We start from the raw sequence: 15,952 nt of genomic DNA on the forward strand, positions 1-15,952 counted from the left end.
GACACCGTCACCCCCCGCCGACCCCCCCCCCCCCCCCCCCCCGACCCCCCACCCCCCCCCCCCCCCCCCCCCCCCCCCCCCCCCCCGCCCCCCCCCGCCCCCCCCCCCCCGGCACTGTGTGACCCCGCTGGGTCAGGTTCGCTGTTTACGGCTGCCGCGGAAGGACTGCCAGGCCATGTCGCCGACGGCGACGACCGCCACGGCGCCCGCCAGTTGCAGCAGGTGGCGGATCCAGTCGATGCCCTTGGTGTCCCCCACACCGATCCAGCCGGCCACGGCGTTGCCGAGGATGCTGCCGAGGATGCCGAACACGGCCGTCAGCCAGAGCGGGATGTCCTGCTTACCCGGCAGGATCGCCCTGGCGATGACACCCAGCACCAGTCCCACGATGATTGCCCACAACCAGCTCATTTCGCCTCCTCGTGCGGCGCGGAGTGCGCGTCCGCCCAGTCTCGGCCCGCCGTCCGGGCGGCGCATGCCCTGGTGGACCGTCCGAGGGACCCCGGCCCGGCCCGCACCCCTCGTACAGCGTGCCCCGGTCGCCTGCCCGGCCGGTGGCGGGCGTACCGTGGATGCGGCCCGGTCCGGGAGCGTCCGGCGACGAGATCTGGTGGTGGAGCATGCTGCGGAAGAGCGCGCGTACGGAGGTCATCCGGATCACGGGCGCCCGTCAGGGGCTGACGGACGACATCCGCGGCCGACAGCGACGCTATGTGATCTCCATGTCGGTGCGCACGGTGTCGGTGGTGCTGGCCGCGGTGCTGTGGAACGTGGAGCGGCATGTGGCGATCGTGGCGCTCGCGCTGGGCGTACTGCTGCCGTACGTGGCGGTGGTCATCGCCAACGCGGGCCGGGAGAACGTGACTTCGCTGCCGACGACCTTCGTGCAGATGCCGTTGCGGCCTGCCGTGGAGGCCGCCCCGGTGCCCGGTCCGGCGGAGTCCGGGGACTCCGAGGGGGCGTCCGGCACGGCCCGGCCGCCGCACGAGCACACCTGAGCCCGTACGTCTCGCGAAGCTCAAGTAAAGCTCAGATAAATCATGACGTTCCGGTGCACCGCACCCCGGTCCCCGTGACATACTGCCAAAGCGCTCCGCATCCCCCGTCGGAGCGATGGACCGACGCCGGGCAGCTCCCCCCGTGGCTGCCCGGCGTCGCCCTTTCTCCGGCAGGGGATGCGTCAGAAAGCTCGTGGAGCAGCTGATTTGGCTCGTCGAGCACCTGACTTAGGCTGGACCACGTGATTTTTCCCGAGACGTCCGCCGAGAGTGCCACCGGCGCCCCGCTCTGTTCCGCCAAGGGCTGCCGGGCCGCCGCCGTGTGGGTGCTCGCCTGGAACAACCCCAAACTGCACACGCCCGAGCGGCGCAAGACCTGGCTGGCCTGCGACGAGCACCGGGAGCACCTGTCCTCGTTCCTCGGTGTACGGGGTTTCCTCAAGGACGTCGTGCCACTGAAGGACTGGGGAGCCGGAGACGGGAAAGAGACCGAGGCCTGATCCCCGGGGTCCGGGTCTTGACCTTCGGGGTCTTGACCTTCGGTCCCTCGGGTCCCGGGTGCCCGGCCTCAGCCGCCGATCGCCGACATCGGGCGGTCGGGCTGCAGGAAGGACGGGTCGTCCAGTCCGGAGCCCGCCTTCTTGCCCCACATGGCCGTCTTCCAGAGCTGGGCGATCTCCTCGTCCGGCGCGTCCCCGCGCAGTGCCGCACGCAGGTCCGTCTCCTCACGGGCGAAGAGGCAGGTGCGGACCTGGCCGTCGGCGGTGAGCCGGGTGCGGTCGCAGGCGCGGCAGAACGGGCGGGTGACGGAGGCGATCACGCCGACGCGGTGCGGGCCGCCGTCGACGGTCCAGCGCTCGGCGGGGGCGGAGCCGCGGGACTCCTCGCTCTCGGCGGTGAGGGTGAAGCGGGTGCGCAGCGAGTCGAGGATGTCCCCGGCGGTGATCATGCCGTCGCGCTTCCAGCCGTGCTGGGCGTCGAGCGGCATCTGCTCGATGAAGCGGAGTTCGTAAGCGTGGGCGACGGCCCAGGCGAGCAGCTCGGGGGCCTCGTCGTCGTTGAGTCCCGGCATCAGGACGGAGTTGACCTTCACCGGGGTGAGCCCGGCCTCGCGGGCGGCCTCCAGGCCGTCCAACACGTCCCTGTGGCGGTCGCGGCGGGTGAGGGTCCTGAAGACGTCGGGGCGCAGGGTGTCCAGCGAGACGTTGACCCGGTCGAGCCCCGCCGCTCTGAGGGCGGTGGCGGTCCGCTTGAGTCCGATGCCGTTGGTCGTGAGCGACATGCGGGGGCGCGGGGTGAGCGCGGCGCACCGCTCGACGATGGAGACGAGGCCGGGGCGCAGCAGGGGCTCGCCGCCGGTGAAGCGGACCTCGGTGATGCCGAGCGAGGTGACGGCGATACGGATCAGACGCACGATCTCGTCGTCGGAGAGCAGCTCGCTCCTGCCGAGCCACTGAAGGCCCTCTTCGGGCATGCAGTAGGTGCAGCGCAGGTTGCACTTGTCGGTGAGTGACACGCGCAGGTCGGTGGCGACCCGGTCGTAGGTGTCGATGAGCACGGTGGGTCCCTCCCCCGGGGTGTCCGCGGTGGTGCGGTCGCTCTTCTCGGGCCGTCGCCCCTGTCCGGTCCTCGCCTCGTCCCGGCCTCCGGGGGTTCCGGTACTACCGAGCCTACGTGAGACCGCTGACATCGGGAGTGGCCCGTTTGCCACGAGGCACGGCCGGGGCGCGTCGTAGGACTCTACGACGCGCCCCGGCCGCCCGTGGTGGGTGATGAGCCGAAGGCCCGTCGGTGATGATCCGAGGGGGGCTCGTCCCGGTGTGCTCGTGTGCTCAGTGGGCCCCTACGCCGGTGAGGGACTTGACCTCGAGTTCGGCGTACTTGTCCGTGTCGGGCTTCTCCTTGGAGAGCAGGGAGGCGACCCAGCCGAGCAGGAAGCCGAGCGGGATCGAGATCAGGCCGGGGTTCTCCAGCGGGAACCAGGCGAAGTCGACGTCCGGGAACATCGAGGTCGGCTTGGAGGAGACGACCGGCGAGAACAGCACCAGCAGAACCGAGGAGGCGAGGCCTCCGTAGATGGACCAGAGAGCCCCCTGCGTGGTGAAGCGCTTCCAGAAGAGGCTGTAGAGGATCGTCGGCAGGTTGGCGGAGGCGGCGACCGCGAAGGCCAGCGCGACGAGCCCGGCGACGTTCAGGTCGCGGGCGAGTGCGCCGAGGCCGATGGAGACGACACCGATCGCGACGGTGGCCCAGCGTGCGGCGCGGACCTCTTCCTTCTCGGTGGCCTTCCCCCTGCGGATGACATTGGCGTAGATGTCGTGCGCGAAGGACGAGGAGGAGGCCAGGGTGAGTCCGGCGACGACGGCGAGGATGGTGGCGAAGGCGACGGCGGAGATCACCGCGAGGAGGATGGCGCCGCCGGTGGATCCGGAGCCGCCGCCGATCTCCAGTGCGGCCAGTGGCGCCGCGGTGTTGCCCGCCTTGTTGGAGGCGATGATGTCGCCGGGCTTGAGGATGGCCGCGGCGCCGAAGCCGAGCACGATCGTCATCAGGTAGAAGGCGCCGATGATACCGATCGCCCAGTTCACGGACTTACGGGCGGCCTTGGCTGTGGGCACGGTGTAGAAGCGGATCAGGATGTGCGGCAGACCCGCGGTGCCGAGGACCAGGGCGATGCCGAGCGAGATGAAGTCCAGCTTCGAGACGCCGGTGGCACCGTACTTCAGACCGGGCTCCAGGAAGGCCGCGCCCTTGCCGCTGTTGCTGGCGGCGGTGCCGAGCAGGTCGGAGATGTTGAAGTTGAACTTCAGAAGGATCAGGAAGGTGATGAGCAGGGTGCCCGCGATGAGCAGGACGGCCTTGACCATCTGCACCCATGTGGTGCCCTTCATGCCGCCGATGGTGACGTAGAGGATCATCAGGATGCCGACCAGGGCGACGATGAGGATCTTCCCGGCGTCGCTGGTGATGCCGAGCAGCAGCGAGACGAGGACGCCCGCGCCGGCCATCTGGGCCAGCAGGTAGAAGATCGAGACGACGATCGTGGACGTGCCGGCGGCGGTACGGACCGGGCGCTGGCGCATCCGGTAGGCGAGGACGTCGCCCATGGTGTAGCGGCCGGAGTTGCGCAGCGGTTCGGCGACCAGGAGCAGGGCGACGAGCCAGGCGACGAGGAAGCCGATGGAGTACAGGAAGCCGTCGTAGCCGAAGAGCGCGATGGCTCCGGCGATGCCGAGGAAGGATGCGGCGGACATGTAGTCACCGGAGACCGCGAGTCCGTTCTGGAATCCGGTGAACTGGCGGCCGCCCGCGTAGAAGTCGGCGGCGCTCTTGGTCTGGCGGCCCGCCCACACGGTGATGACGAGGGTCGCCACGACGAAGGCGGCGAACAGGGTGATGATCAGCGGCCGGTGCTCGCTCGCTCCCTCGGTGGCGGCGAGCTGGACGGTGGGGTAGAGGGCGTGGGCGGCGCTCATACGTCGGCCTCCATACGGGACTTGATCGCGTCGGCCTTGGGGTCGAGCTTGGTGGCGGCGTGCCGGGAGTAGAGCCAGGCGATGAGGAAGGTGGTGGCGAACTGGGCGAGTCCGAGGACGAGCGCCATGTTGATGTTGCCGACGACCTTGGTGGCCATGAATCCGCCCGCGTAGTTGCAGAGCAGGACGTAGAGCAGGTACCAGGTCACGAAGGCGATGGTGAGGGGGAAGGCGAAGGAGCGGTGGGAGCGGCGCAGGTCGGCGAAGTCCGGGCTCGCCTGCATCGCGACGAACGCCTCGGTGGTGGGCTGGACGGGGCCGGTGGGCGATGTGCCCTCGGGCGGCGGTGCATCGGTAGCCACGGAATCTCCTCGCGACGCGGGTGCGGTGATCTGGGGGACGGTGGGTGTCAAGGGAAGCCTCGTTACCGGCGGGGACGGTGATGTGCCTCCTGGACAACGGCACGGAGGGCGCGACGAAGCGGTTCACCGCGTCTTTCGCCTTCTCGGAGGTGTCGTGGTGCGCCCGGTTGCCCCGAAGTCACCCGTTCGCATTCGGTCGCACAGGTCACTCTTCGAACTCACTTGCCCGTAAGCGTTGATGCGCCGGGATGATCAGCGATAGCTTCACTCGTCATGTACGCGACCGAACACGCCAGGTGTCCGGTCGTTCGGCACGGATGATGTGGAGATCCCATGGCTCATCTGGCATCCAGACGGACCCGCGTGCTCGCGGTGCCCGTCGGACTCGCACTGACCGCCTCGCTCGGCTTCCTGCCGACGGCCACGGCGGCACCCACCGGCGAGCAGACCGCCGCGAGTGTGCGGACCGACGGGCCGAAGCTGTCCTACGTGGTCAACACGCGGGGCGGCCACGGCACCGTGAAGAACGTCGAGAAGGCGATCGCCGAGGCGGGCGGCACGGTCGTCATCTCCTATGAGCAGATCGGCGTCATCGTCGTCCACTCGCAGAACCCCGCCTTCGGCGAAACGATTCGCCGGGTACGCGGCGTGGAGTCGGCGGGCGCCACCCGCACGAACCCGATCGTCCCGCAGGCCACCAAGGACGTCGGCGCGATAGCGCAGCCGCTCACCGCCGAGCAGGCGGCGGCCGCCGCCGCGGACGCGAAGGCCGGCGAGGACCCGCTGGAGCCCCTCCAGTGGTCGCTGCCCGCGATCAAGGCGGACAAGGCGCACGAGAAGTCGCTGGGCTCGAAGCGGGTGACGGTCGCCGTCATCGACACGGGCGTCGACGACACCCACCCGGACCTGGCTCCGAACTTCGACAGTGGCGCCTCGGCCAACTGCGTGTCGGGCGCTCCGGACACCACCGCCGGCTCCTGGCGTCCGGCGGCGGGCGAGAGCGACCACGGCACGCATGTGGCGGGCACCATCGCCGCCGCGAAGAACGGCGCCGGTGTCACCGGCGTCGCCCCCGGAGTGAAGGTGTCGGGCATCAAGGTGTCGAACCCGAACGGGTTCTTCTACACCGAGGCCGTCGTCTGCGGGTTCCTCTGGGCCGCCGAGCGCGGCGTCGAGGTGACCAACAACAGCTACTACACCGACCCGTGGCTGTTCGCCTGCAAGAACGACCCGGATCAGGGCGCCCTGGTCGACGCCCTCACCCGCGCGGTGAAGTACGCGGAGCGCAAGGGCACCGTCAACGTCGCGGCGGCCGGGAACTCCCGCCACGATCTGGCGCTCGACGCGATCGAGGACAAGACCAGCCCGAACGACACCGAGACGGTCACACGGACGGTCGACCCGAGCGTGTGCCCGGACATCCCGACCATGCTGCCGGGTGTCGTGACGGTCTCCGCGACAGGTGCGAAGGGTCTGAAGTCCTCGTACTCGAACTACGGCAGGGGCGTCATCGACGTGGCGGCCCCGGGCGGTGACTCGACGGTCTACCAGACCCCCGAGCCGCCGGCCGTCAACGGGCTGATCCTGTCGACGCTGCCGGGTGGCAGGTTCGGCTACAAGGCCGGTACGTCGATGGCGTCCCCGCACGTGGCGGGCGTCGTGGCGCTGATCAAGTCGAAGCACCCCTACGCCTCGCCGGCCGCGGTGAAGACGCTGCTGACACTCCAGGCGGACGCGAAGGCGTGCGGTGAGCCGTACGACATCAACGGTGACGGCGTCATCGACGCGGTCTGCGAGGGTGGCAAGAGCTACAACGGCTTCTACGGAGCCGGAATGGCCGACGCGCTGGACGCGGTGCGCCGATAGCAGGACACCCGGTGGCACGACACCGGAAGAGCCGCGGGGCCGGGGAGATCGATCTCCCCGGCCCCGCGGCCCGTTGCGCGTGCGGTCACGGCGTGATGAGCACCTTCAGCGCGGTCCGCTCGTCCATCTCCTTGTAGCCGACGGGCACCTCGTCCAGGGCGATGGACCGGTCGAAGACGGGCGACGGGTCGATCGTGCCGTCCAGTACGTCGGGGAGCAGTTCCGGTATGTACGTGCGTACGGGGGCGACGCCGCCGCGCAGGGCGATGTTCCGGCCGAACATCACGCCGAGGTCCACACCGGTGGCGCTGCCGTGCGGAACGCCCACGTAGCCGATGGAGCCGCCGTCGCGGACGATGCCGAGCGCGGTGCGCATCGACTGCTCGGTGCCGACGGCCTCGATGACGCTGTGCGCGCCCTCGCCCCGGGTCAGTTCGCGGACGGCTGCGAGGGCGGCCTCGCCGCGTTCGGCGACCACGTCGGTCGCGCCGAAGCGGCGGGCGATGTCGGTGCGCGCGGTGTGGCGGCCGAGCGCGATGACACGCTCGGCGCCGAGCCGCTTGGCGGCGAGCACTCCGCACAGGCCGACCGCGCCGTCACCGACGACCGCGACGGTGCTGCCCGGCCCGACGCCCGCGCCGACGGCGGCGTGGTGGCCCGTACCCAGGACGTCGGAGAGCGCCAGCAGGGCGGTGAGCAGGCGGTCGTCAAAAGCGGCGGCGGCCGGGAGCTTGACCAGGGTGCCATCGGCGTGGGGGACACGGACCGCCTCGCCCTGGCCGCCGTCCGACTGGGCGCCGTCCGGGCCGACCGATCCCCAGAAGCCGCCCTCGGGGCAGGAGGTGGGGAGGCCCTCGGCGCAGTAGGTGCAGGTGCCGTCGGACCAGACGAACGGGGCGACGGCCAGATCGCCCACGGTGAACCCGTTGACGCCGGGTCCCGCCTCCTCGACGACGCCGAGGAACTCGTGGCCGATGCGCTGACCGGGCCGCCGGGCCGACTCACCCCGGTAGGCCCACAGGTCGCTGCCGCAGATGCAGGCCCGCAGAACCCTGAGCACCACGTCGGTGGGCCGCTGAATTCTCGGGTCCGGCACCTCCTGAACCCGGATGTCGTGGGGGGCGTGAATGACGGTGGCGCGCATACGTTCGGGGTCCTCGCAGGTCTCAGACGCTGGTACCCCGTTCACGGTACGCCCCGGTTCGCCCTGTTCCCCGTCCCGGGGCCGCCGTGAGCACCCCGAGGGTCAGCAGGACCTGGGCGGCGATGTAGGTGAGCATCACCCAGAAGTCGGGGGCGGGCGCCTGCGGCCATTGCGCGATGCCGGTGGCGATGAGGGCGTCGGAGATCAGGAAGAGCGCCCCGCCGGCCGCCGCGTACGGGCCGAGCACGCCGGACCGCCAGGCCGTGGCGGTGAGCAGCAGGCTGTAGCCGGTCAGCGGGATACGCAGGTCCGCCGGGAGGTCCGGCCAGATCAGCACGAGGAAGACGACCAGGACGAGGGCGTATCCGGCCCCCGTGGCCAGCGGCGCACGGGCCCGGTCGCGGCCGAACAGCGTCAGGTAGCAGACATGGCCGACGGCGAAGGAGCCCATGCCGAGCAGGAACGCCAGGTCGTTCTCGGCGAGCAGGAAGACGTCACCGCCCCACCCGAACAGCAGGGCGGCGACGAGCGGCCGGGGTCCGCCGCGGAGTGCCGCGTACCCGGCGAGCAGCGGCATCAGCAGCGGCTTGGCGACCAGGTGGATGGACGCGGCCCCGGCGAGGAGCCCGGCCAGGTCGACTGCGGCGGCGAGGAGGAAGGCGAGGAGCACCGGGCGGGCGAAGTGCTCGGCTCCACGGGGGCGCGCGGGGCGGGAGCCGGTGGCGCTCACCGGGCGCGTTCCGGGGTGAACGCAGCGGGGGCGGGGGTCGCGGCGACGGGGGCGGGGGTCGGGGCTTTGGAGCCCGCCTGCGACACGGGCTGCCAGCCGGGCCCGCGGAAGATCCGTCCGGCCCGCTCGCTCCAGGTGCCGGCGGACCGGACGTCCCGGGCGATGGCGGTGTACTCATGGGTCGCGACGCGCAGCGGGTTGTGGGTGGAGATGTTCTTGGTGAGCCCGTAGACGGGCCGCTCGGTCTCGGCCGCGAAGGACCCGAACATCCGGTCCCAGACGATCAGGATCCCGCCGTAGTTGCGGTCCAGGTAGCCGCCTTGGGAGGCGTGGTGGACGCGGTGGTGGGAGGGCGTGTTGAGGACGTACTCGAAGGGGCGCGGGAGCTTGCCGACGCGCTCGGTGTGCACCCAGAACTGGTAGACGAGGTTGGCCGACTGGCAGAACACGAGCGCCGCCGGGTGCACCCCGCAGGCGATCAGCGGCAGATAGAAGGGCCAGACCGTCGCGGAGGTCCAGGGCTGGCGCAACGCGGTGGTGAGGTTGAACTTCTCGCTGGAGTGGTGGACCACATGGCAGGCCCACAGGATCCGGATCGCGTGGTGGCCGCGGTGGGACCAGTAGAAGCAGAAGTCCTGGGCGAGGAGCATCAACGGGACGGTCCACCACAGCACGGGCACCCGTAGCGGCGTCAGTTCGTGGATGCCCATGTAGACCGCCAGGACGGGGATCTTCCACAGCAGGTCGAAACCCAGGCTGCCGATGCCCATGGTGAGGCTGGTGGCGGCGTCCTTGGCCTCGTACCCGGCGGCGTCCTCGTCCGGGTGGAGGCGGTAGCTGACCATCTCGATCACGGTGAGCAGCACGAAGGCCGGTATTGACCACAGCACGACATCGGGCAGGTTCGGCTCCATGCCAGCACCGTAGGGCCGCGGTTCGGCGAGGGCTAGACGTTGTTACCCACAAGTATGCGAGACCTGATGTCAGCAGACTTTGGCACCTTCCGCCAAGAGCCCGCCCGTAGGATCTGCCGGACATGTGTCGCCGAGGGGGAGGAACGCACGTGTCCGGTACGGAAGTTGCCCTGTTACGGCTGGCCACGACGGTGATCGGCGCGGCAGCCAAGGCGCTGCTGACCCCCAGGCCGGGCGCGGGCCTGGTCCCGGAACCGGTGCGCCCCCTCCCCCGCCCCGCGACGCCGGACCGGCTGGCCAAGGTGCTCGCGGGCCGCCTGGCCGACGCCTTCGCCGACCTCCCCGAGCACGAGCGGCTGGCGGCGCTCACCTCCGTACAGGACACGTTCGAGGCGGCGGGCCAGCCGGGCGGCGGGCCGGACACGGGAGCTGGTGGAGGAGGTACGGGAGCGGGTCGGGCCCCGCCCGGACGCGGCGGATCTGGAGTTCGAGCGGCGGTACGCGGAGTTCATGGCGAGAGCCAACAGCCGGGTGGAGCTGTTCGGTCTGACGCTGGGGCGGTCGGCCGGCGGGTGGCCGCTGGAAACGGCCTATATCGGCCTGGAGGTCAGCGGGGAGTACGAAGCGGATCGCTACGGCCTCGACCACCCGGTCCGGACCACGATCAGGATCGGGCAGGCGCTCGGCGAGCGGGACCGCCTGCTGCTGCGCGGTCCGGCCGGTTCCGGCAAGAGCACGCTGGTGCAGTGGCTGGCGCTGAACGCCGCCCGCCAGTCGTTCGACGCCGAACTGGCCGCCTGGAACCGGTGCGTCCCCTTCGTCCTGCGCCTGCGCGCCTTCACCACGCTCGACGCGCTGCCCGCCCCGGCGGAGTTCCTGCGCGCGGCCGGGGTACCGCTGCACGGCTCCGCCCCGGACAGCCTTGCGCCCCTCGTCGAACTCCCATCCCTCACCACCCTTCACCTCTACGGAGGCGAAGGCGCCTTCGACCTCACCCCCCTGGCAGGCATGGACGACCTGACGATCCAGGTGGCGTACGGCACCCACGTCACCGGCGCCGAACTCCTCCCGCCCGAACGGATCGTCCGCCTCCCCTGATCGCGGGATCCCGTCACCGAAGGCGGCCGAATAGGGGACTGTCGGTCGCGGCCCGTATTCTCTGTGACCATGCTCGACGACCGTCAGACAGCCGCACCATGGCCGACCGCCTACCCCCAGGGGTACGCGGTCGTCGACGTGGAGACCACCGGACTCGCCCGCGACGACCGGATAGTGTCCGCCGCCGTCTACCGGCTGGACGCCCTCGGCGATGTCGAGGACCACTGGTACACGCTGGTCAACCCGGAGCGGGACCCCGGTCCCGTGTGGATCCACGGGCTGACGAGCGATGTCCTGGAAGACGCGCCGCTCTTCCCGGAGATCGCGGCCGAGCTGTCGGAGCGGCTCGCGGACCGGGTGCTCGTCGCGCACAACGCGGCGTTCGACTGGTCCATGATCGCCCGGGAGTACGCGCGGGCTTCGGTGATCGCCCCGGTCGAGCACCGGCTGTGCACGATCGCGCTGGCGAAGGAGCTGCGGCTGCCGCTGCCCAACCACAAGCTGGCCTCCCTCGCCGCGCACTTCGGAGTCGTACAGCAACAGGCGCACCACGCCCTGGACGACGCCCGGGTACTGGCCGAGGCGTTCCGGCCGAGCCTGCACGCGGCGGCCCGGGGCGGGGTGCGGCTGCCGTTGCTGGAGTGCCGTCCGCTGACCGAGTGGTCCGACTCCCCCGTCGCCCCGCGCGTCGGCTTCCAGCCCTCGCGGCAGCAGAGCGGCTGGCGGCCCTCGCGCAAGCGGCCGGCCTGCCCGTATCCCAATCCGGGGCGGTACGAGAAGGAGAAGCCGCTCCAGCAGGGCATGCGGGTGGCCTTCTCCGGGGACACCTCGATCGACCGGGAACTGCTGGAGGACCGGGCCGTGGAGGCCGGCCTGCACGTGGCGACCAGCGTGTCACGGCTGACCAGCCTGCTGGTGACCAACGACCCCGGCGCGGCCACGTCCAAGACGCAGAAGGCGAAGACCTTCGGGACGCCGATCCTGGAGGAGAGCGCCTTCACCCATCTGCTGCGCGACGTGGCCCCCGCCGAACGGGCTCCGGGGGCGACTCTGCCGCACCAGGCCCCCGCACCGTCATCGGAGTGAACCGCCCGGCAGCCGCTCACCCGTGGCCACCGGGCGTCCCACCCTGTGGCGCAGGGCACGTCGCGAGGTCCGCGGAAACGACTACGGCATGTCCTTCGAGGTGCACGCATGAGGTGCACGCACCGGGCACGACGCATGGGCATCGTGGACAAAGCATGACGGAACACCTCACCGGCGGATCGCTCCGGCGGCACCCCTGAGTGCCGCACCCCATGACCCCGGTTGTACGGTCATGGGGTGTACCGCTTCCTGTTGACCCGGCAGTGGGTGATCCTCACCCTCCTCGGCCTCGTGCTGATCCCGACGATGATCGAGCTGGGTTTCTGGCAGTTCCACCGGCATGAGCACCGGGTCGAGCAGAACGGGCTGATCTCGCGGAACCTCGACGCGCGGCCGGTCCCGGTCTCCGAACTGACCTCTCCCGGACACACCGTCCCGCGCTCGGACTACTGGCGGGCGGTCACCGCGACGGGGACGTTCGACACCGAGCACGAGGTGGTCGTCCGACGCAGGACCTCGGACGACGACCGCATCGGCGTCCATGTCCTGACCCCGCTGGACCTCAAGGGCGGCGGCACCGTCCTGGTCAACCGCGGCTGGGTCCCGGCCGCGCCGAACCAGACCGCCTTCCCCGACGTGCCGCCCGCGCCCCGGGGCGAGGTGACCGTCGCCGGCCGCCTCAAGGCGGACGAGACGACCGGCAGCAGCGGCATCAAGGACCTGGCGGGACTGCCGGACCGGCAGGTGATGCTGATCAACAGCGACCAGCAGTCCCAGCTGCTGTCCCGGACGGTCCTCGGCGGATACATCGAACAGACCGACCCCCGCCCGACGGGTGATGTGCCCGAGCAGATCGCCTCCCCCGACGACAGCTCGATCGGCCCGCACATGGCCTACGCCGTCCAGTGGTGGCTGTTCGTCGCCGCCGTCCCGGTCGGCTGGATCATTCTCGTACGCCGTGAGAAGCGCGACCGCGAGCAGGCCGCGGCCGAGAACGTGACGGCCCACGCCCCCGAGCAGCCCGAACCCGCGAGCGCCTGAGGCCTCCGGCACACCCTCGGGTCCGATGGCTGGTTGACAACGGCCCGGTTCGGGAAAACGCCAGGCGTGACCCCACGCATCGAGGACTACGCCCTGATCGGCGATCTCCAGACCGCCGCGCTCGTCGGCAGGAACGGTTCCGTCGACTGGCTCTGCCTGCCCCGCTTCGATTCCGGCGCCTGCTTCGCCGCCCTGCTCGGCACCGAGGAGAACGGCCACTGGCGCATCGCCCCCAAGGGGACAGATGCCTCGGACACCTGCACCCGACGCGGTTACGTGGACGGCTCCCTGGTCCTGGAGACGTACTGGGAGACACGGACCGGCACGGTGAAGGTCATCGACTTCATGCCGCAGCGCGACAGGTCGCCGGACCTGATGCGGATCGTCGAGGGCGTCAGCGGCACCGTCGACATGAGTTCGGTGCTGCGGCTGCGCTTCGACTTCGGTTCGGTGGTGCCCTGGGTGCGGCGTTCGCACGGCCACCGGGTGGCGGTCGCCGGCCCCGACGCCGTATGGCTGCGCAGCGAACCGCCGGTCAAGACGTGGGGCCAGCAGTTCAGCACCTGCTCCTCGTTCACCGTCGCCGAGGGCGAGAGCGTGGCGTTCGTGCTGACCTGGCACCCATCGCACTCGCCCCGCCCGAAGCTGATCGACCCGCGCAAGGCGCTGAAGCACACCCTGCACGACTGGGCGAAGTGGTCCGACCGTTGCACCTACGAAGGCCCCTACCGTGACGCCGTGCTGCGCTCCCTGATCACCCTGAAGGCGCTGACGTACGGCCCGACGGGCGGCATCGTGGCGGCCCCGACCACCTCCCTCCCGGAGGAGATCGGCGGCGTACGGAACTGGGACTACCGCTTCTGCTGGCTGCGGGACGCCACGCTGACGCTCGGGGCGATGATCTCGGCCGGCTATCTGGAGGAGGCCAAGGCCTGGCGGGACTGGCTGCTGCGGGCCGTCGCCGGGGACCCGGCCGACCTCCAGATCATGTACGGGCTGGCGGGCGAGCGACGGCTGCCGGAGTCGGAGCTGCCCTGGCTCGCCGGGTACGAGCACTCCCGGCCGGTGCGCACCGGCAACGCGGCCGTCCGGCAGCGTCAGCTCGACGTGTACGGCGAGGTCATCGACGCGCTCCGCCTGGCCCGGGTCGCCGGTCTCGGCGACAAGCCGCACGCCTGGAACCTCCAGCTCAGCCTGCTCGGCTTCCTGGAATCGACCTGGCGCGAGCCGGACGAGGGACTGTGGGAGATCCGAGGCGCCCGGCGGCACTTCGTGCACTCCAAGGTGATGGCCTGGGTCGCCGCCGACCGGGCGGTGCGCTCGCTGGAGGAGGATCCCGAGCTGCCCGGCGACGCGGAGCGCTGGCGGGCGATGCGGGACGCCGTGCACGCCGAGGTCTGCGAGAAGGGGTACGACCCCGAGCGGAACACCTTCACCCAGTCCTACGGGTCACGGGAGCTGGACGCCGCGACGCTGCTCATCGTGCGGACCGGGTTCCTGCCGCCGGACGACCCCCGGGTCATCGGCACGGTGGACGCGGTCCGCGACGAGCTCGGCAGCGACGGGCTGGTCCGTCGCTACAGCACCCAGGGCGCCTCCGTGGACGGACTGCCGGGCGACGAGGGCGCGTTCCTCGCCTGCTCGTTCTGGCTGGTCGACGCGTTGCGGCGGATCGGCAGGCCGGACGGGGCGCGGGAGCTGTTCGAGCATCTGCTGGAGCTGCGCAACGACGTCGGCCTGCTGGCCGAGGAGTACGACGTGGCGGCGGGGCGGCAGCTGGGCAACTTCCCCCAGGCCTTCAGCCACGTCGGGCTGGTGAACTCCGCTGTCGACCTCGCCGGTGAGGACCCGGCAGGATAGGGCCATGGATCTTGGACTGAAGGACCGCGTCTACATCGTCACCGGAGCGACCCGGGGCCTCGGCAACGCCACGGCCCGCTCCCTGGCCGCCGACGGCGCGAAACTGATCATCACCGGCCGGGACGAGAAGTCCGTGGTGGAGGCCGCCGACGAGCTGGGCCCGGACACGGTCGGGCTCGCCGCCGACAACGCCGACCCGAGCGCCGCACAGCGCTTGGTGGACACGGCGCGGGAACACTTCGGGCGGCTCGACGGCATCCTCATCAGCGTCGGCGGACCCGCCCCCGGCTTCCTCGCGGACAACACGGACGACCAGTGGCAGACGGCGTTCGAGACGGTGTTCCTGGGAGCGGTACGGCTCGCCCGGACGGCCGCGGCCGCGCTCGGCGAGGGCGGCGTGATCGGCTTCGTGCTCTCCGGGTCGGTCCATGAGCCGATCGCGGGGCTGACCATCTCCAACGGCCTGCGCCCCGGTCTCGCCGGTTTCGCCAAGTCGCTGGCCGACGAGCTGGGCCCGCGCGGGATCAGGGTGGTGGGCGTGCTCCCGGCCCGGATCGACACCGACCGGGTCCGCGAACTGGACGCCCTGTCCGGCGACGCGGAGGCCGCCCGCACCGCGAACGAGGCGCGGATCCCGCTGCGGCGCTACGGGACGCCCGAGGAGTTCGGGAAGACCGCGGCTTTTCTGCTCTCCCCCGCCGCCTCGTATCTGACGGGAATCATGGTCCCGGTCGACGGCGGATCGCGGCACGGCTTCTGACCCGCCCTACCGCTCCTGGGGTTCCGTACGGGCCGTCAGGACACCCGCTCCGCGCGGTGCTTGACGGCCTTCAGGCGCACCTCGGCGGGAAGTCCGTCCAGACCGGCCGAGTTCCTGGCATGCACCAGCGCCCCGTCGGCGACCGCGTTCAGTGTCCCCAGGGGCGCGGCGTGCGGCTCCATCAGCAGCCGGAGCCGGGCATGGGGCGCGGTGCGGCGGCCGGTCAGCATCGCCTGGGCACGGGCCACTCCGTCCAGTTCGCCCGCCTCCCCGGCGAGGGCGCCCTCCAGGGCGCGGCCCCTCAGCTGTGCCCCTTCGCCGTCACCACTGTCCACCAGCACTTCGGCGAGCCGGCCTCGGCGGAGCTGGGCGAGGAACCACCACAGGGCGAGGACCACGAGGACGGCGAGGATGGCGATCACGGTCGGCCACCACCAGCCCTCATCGCTCCAGCGGTGTCGGCCGGCCGCGCTGAGCAGCACGTCGTCCCTGCCGTCCCAGGGCCACCAGGACGGCACGGATGCGCCGAGGCCGGCGGCGAGCACGGCTCCGCCGACGACGACCAGCACCAGCCCGGCCAGGGCCAGCAGGACCCGGTTGACGGTGGAGCGCATGCG

At 71.2% G+C, this 15,952-nt stretch carries 16 protein-coding genes; 8 read left to right on the forward strand and 8 right to left on the reverse strand.

What is annotated here, in order from left to right:
* Positions 1–132 precede the first annotated feature (132 nt).
* The gene (locus ACZ60Q_RS32370) at positions 133–411 is read right to left on the reverse strand and encodes a GlsB/YeaQ/YmgE family stress response membrane protein (protein ID WP_469641130.1); all 279 of its coding nucleotides are present in this window, start codon (positions 409–411) and stop codon (positions 133–135) included.
* A 209-nt stretch (positions 412–620) separates the two neighbouring features.
* Between ACZ60Q_RS32370 and ACZ60Q_RS32375 the strand changes: the two genes are divergently transcribed.
* Positions 621–998, forward strand: a complete 378-nt coding sequence (locus ACZ60Q_RS32375; protein WP_469641131.1) for a DUF3099 domain-containing protein — start codon at positions 621–623, stop codon at positions 996–998.
* Positions 999–1,240: 242 nt separating this feature from the next.
* Positions 1,241–1,498, forward strand: coding sequence for a hypothetical protein (locus tag ACZ60Q_RS32380; protein WP_469641132.1), 258 nt, complete (start codon positions 1,241–1,243; stop codon positions 1,496–1,498).
* 68 nt (positions 1,499–1,566) lie between these two features.
* Here the strand turns inward: ACZ60Q_RS32380 and moaA are convergent, their stop codons facing one another.
* The 3 genes from moaA to ACZ60Q_RS32395 all read right to left on the reverse strand — a co-directional run bounded on the left by moaA (position 1,567) and on the right by ACZ60Q_RS32395 (position 4,836).
* The gene (gene moaA / locus ACZ60Q_RS32385; protein ID WP_469641133.1) at positions 1,567–2,556 is read right to left on the reverse strand and encodes a GTP 3',8-cyclase MoaA; all 990 of its coding nucleotides are present in this window, start codon (positions 2,554–2,556) and stop codon (positions 1,567–1,569) included.
* A 274-nt stretch (positions 2,557–2,830) separates the two neighbouring features.
* Entirely contained in the window at positions 2,831–4,474 is a 1,644-nt protein-coding gene (locus tag ACZ60Q_RS32390; protein ID WP_469641134.1) for a solute symporter family protein, read from the reverse strand.
* The gene (locus ACZ60Q_RS32395; protein WP_469641135.1) at positions 4,471–4,836 is read right to left on the reverse strand and encodes a DUF485 domain-containing protein; all 366 of its coding nucleotides are present in this window, start codon (positions 4,834–4,836) and stop codon (positions 4,471–4,473) included. The genes ACZ60Q_RS32390 and ACZ60Q_RS32395 overlap by 4 nt, the downstream gene beginning before the upstream one ends.
* A 333-nt stretch (positions 4,837–5,169) precedes the next feature.
* Between ACZ60Q_RS32395 and ACZ60Q_RS32400 the strand changes: the two genes are divergently transcribed.
* Positions 5,170–6,702 carry a S8 family peptidase gene (locus ACZ60Q_RS32400; RefSeq protein ID WP_469641136.1) on the forward strand — a complete coding sequence of 511 codons (1,533 nt, stop codon included), beginning with the start codon at positions 5,170–5,172 and terminating at the stop codon, positions 6,700–6,702.
* A gap of 85 nt (positions 6,703–6,787) precedes the next feature.
* Here ACZ60Q_RS32400 and ACZ60Q_RS32405 read toward each other — a convergent pair whose 3' ends face one another.
* The 3 genes from ACZ60Q_RS32405 to ACZ60Q_RS32415 are packed head-to-tail and all read right to left on the reverse strand — an operon-like array spanning position 6,788 to position 9,490.
* A complete protein-coding gene (locus ACZ60Q_RS32405; RefSeq protein ID WP_469641137.1) occupies positions 6,788–7,846 on the reverse strand; it encodes a zinc-dependent alcohol dehydrogenase family protein in 1,059 nt (352 codons plus the stop codon).
* 22 nt (positions 7,847–7,868) lie between these two features.
* Positions 7,869–8,576, reverse strand: coding sequence for a lysoplasmalogenase (locus tag ACZ60Q_RS32410; RefSeq protein WP_469641138.1), 708 nt, complete (start codon positions 8,574–8,576; stop codon positions 7,869–7,871).
* Positions 8,573–9,490, reverse strand: coding sequence for a sterol desaturase family protein (locus ACZ60Q_RS32415; RefSeq protein WP_469641139.1), 918 nt, complete (start codon positions 9,488–9,490; stop codon positions 8,573–8,575). Before ACZ60Q_RS32415 ends, ACZ60Q_RS32410 begins: the two co-directional genes overlap by 4 nt.
* Positions 9,491–9,922: 432 nt before the next feature.
* On the opposite strand from ACZ60Q_RS32415, the gene ACZ60Q_RS32420 reads away from it, so the two are divergent.
* The 5 genes from ACZ60Q_RS32420 to ACZ60Q_RS32440 all read left to right on the forward strand — a co-directional run bounded on the left by ACZ60Q_RS32420 (position 9,923) and on the right by ACZ60Q_RS32440 (position 15,335).
* Positions 9,923–10,588 carry an NACHT domain-containing protein gene (locus ACZ60Q_RS32420; protein ID WP_469641140.1) on the forward strand — a complete coding sequence of 222 codons (666 nt, stop codon included), beginning with the start codon at positions 9,923–9,925 and terminating at the stop codon, positions 10,586–10,588.
* Positions 10,589–10,651: 63 nt separating this feature from the next.
* Complete coding sequence (locus ACZ60Q_RS32425; protein ID WP_469641141.1) at positions 10,652–11,674, forward strand: DEDDh family exonuclease; 1,023 nt, start codon at positions 10,652–10,654, stop codon at positions 11,672–11,674.
* A 237-nt stretch (positions 11,675–11,911) separates the two neighbouring features.
* A complete protein-coding gene (locus ACZ60Q_RS32430; RefSeq protein WP_469641142.1) occupies positions 11,912–12,715 on the forward strand; it encodes an SURF1 family cytochrome oxidase biogenesis protein in 804 nt (267 codons plus the stop codon).
* A 66-nt stretch (positions 12,716–12,781) separates the two neighbouring features.
* Positions 12,782–14,575 carry a glycoside hydrolase family 15 protein gene (locus tag ACZ60Q_RS32435; RefSeq protein ID WP_469641143.1) on the forward strand — a complete coding sequence of 598 codons (1,794 nt, stop codon included), beginning with the start codon at positions 12,782–12,784 and terminating at the stop codon, positions 14,573–14,575.
* Positions 14,576–14,579: 4 nt separating this feature from the next.
* On the forward strand, positions 14,580–15,335 hold the full coding sequence (locus ACZ60Q_RS32440) for an SDR family oxidoreductase (RefSeq protein ID WP_469641144.1): 756 nt from the start codon (positions 14,580–14,582) through the stop codon (positions 15,333–15,335).
* A gap of 35 nt (positions 15,336–15,370) precedes the next feature.
* On the opposite strand, the gene amaP is transcribed toward ACZ60Q_RS32440, so the two are convergent.
* Positions 15,371–15,949: an alkaline shock response membrane anchor protein AmaP gene (gene amaP / locus ACZ60Q_RS32445; RefSeq protein WP_469641145.1), complete on the reverse strand. Its 579-nt coding sequence runs from the start codon at positions 15,947–15,949 to the stop codon at positions 15,371–15,373.
* Between the last annotated feature and the right edge of the window lie 3 nt (positions 15,950–15,952).

The sequence above is a fragment of the Streptomyces sp. NPDC104313 genome, from assembly GCF_055583985.1.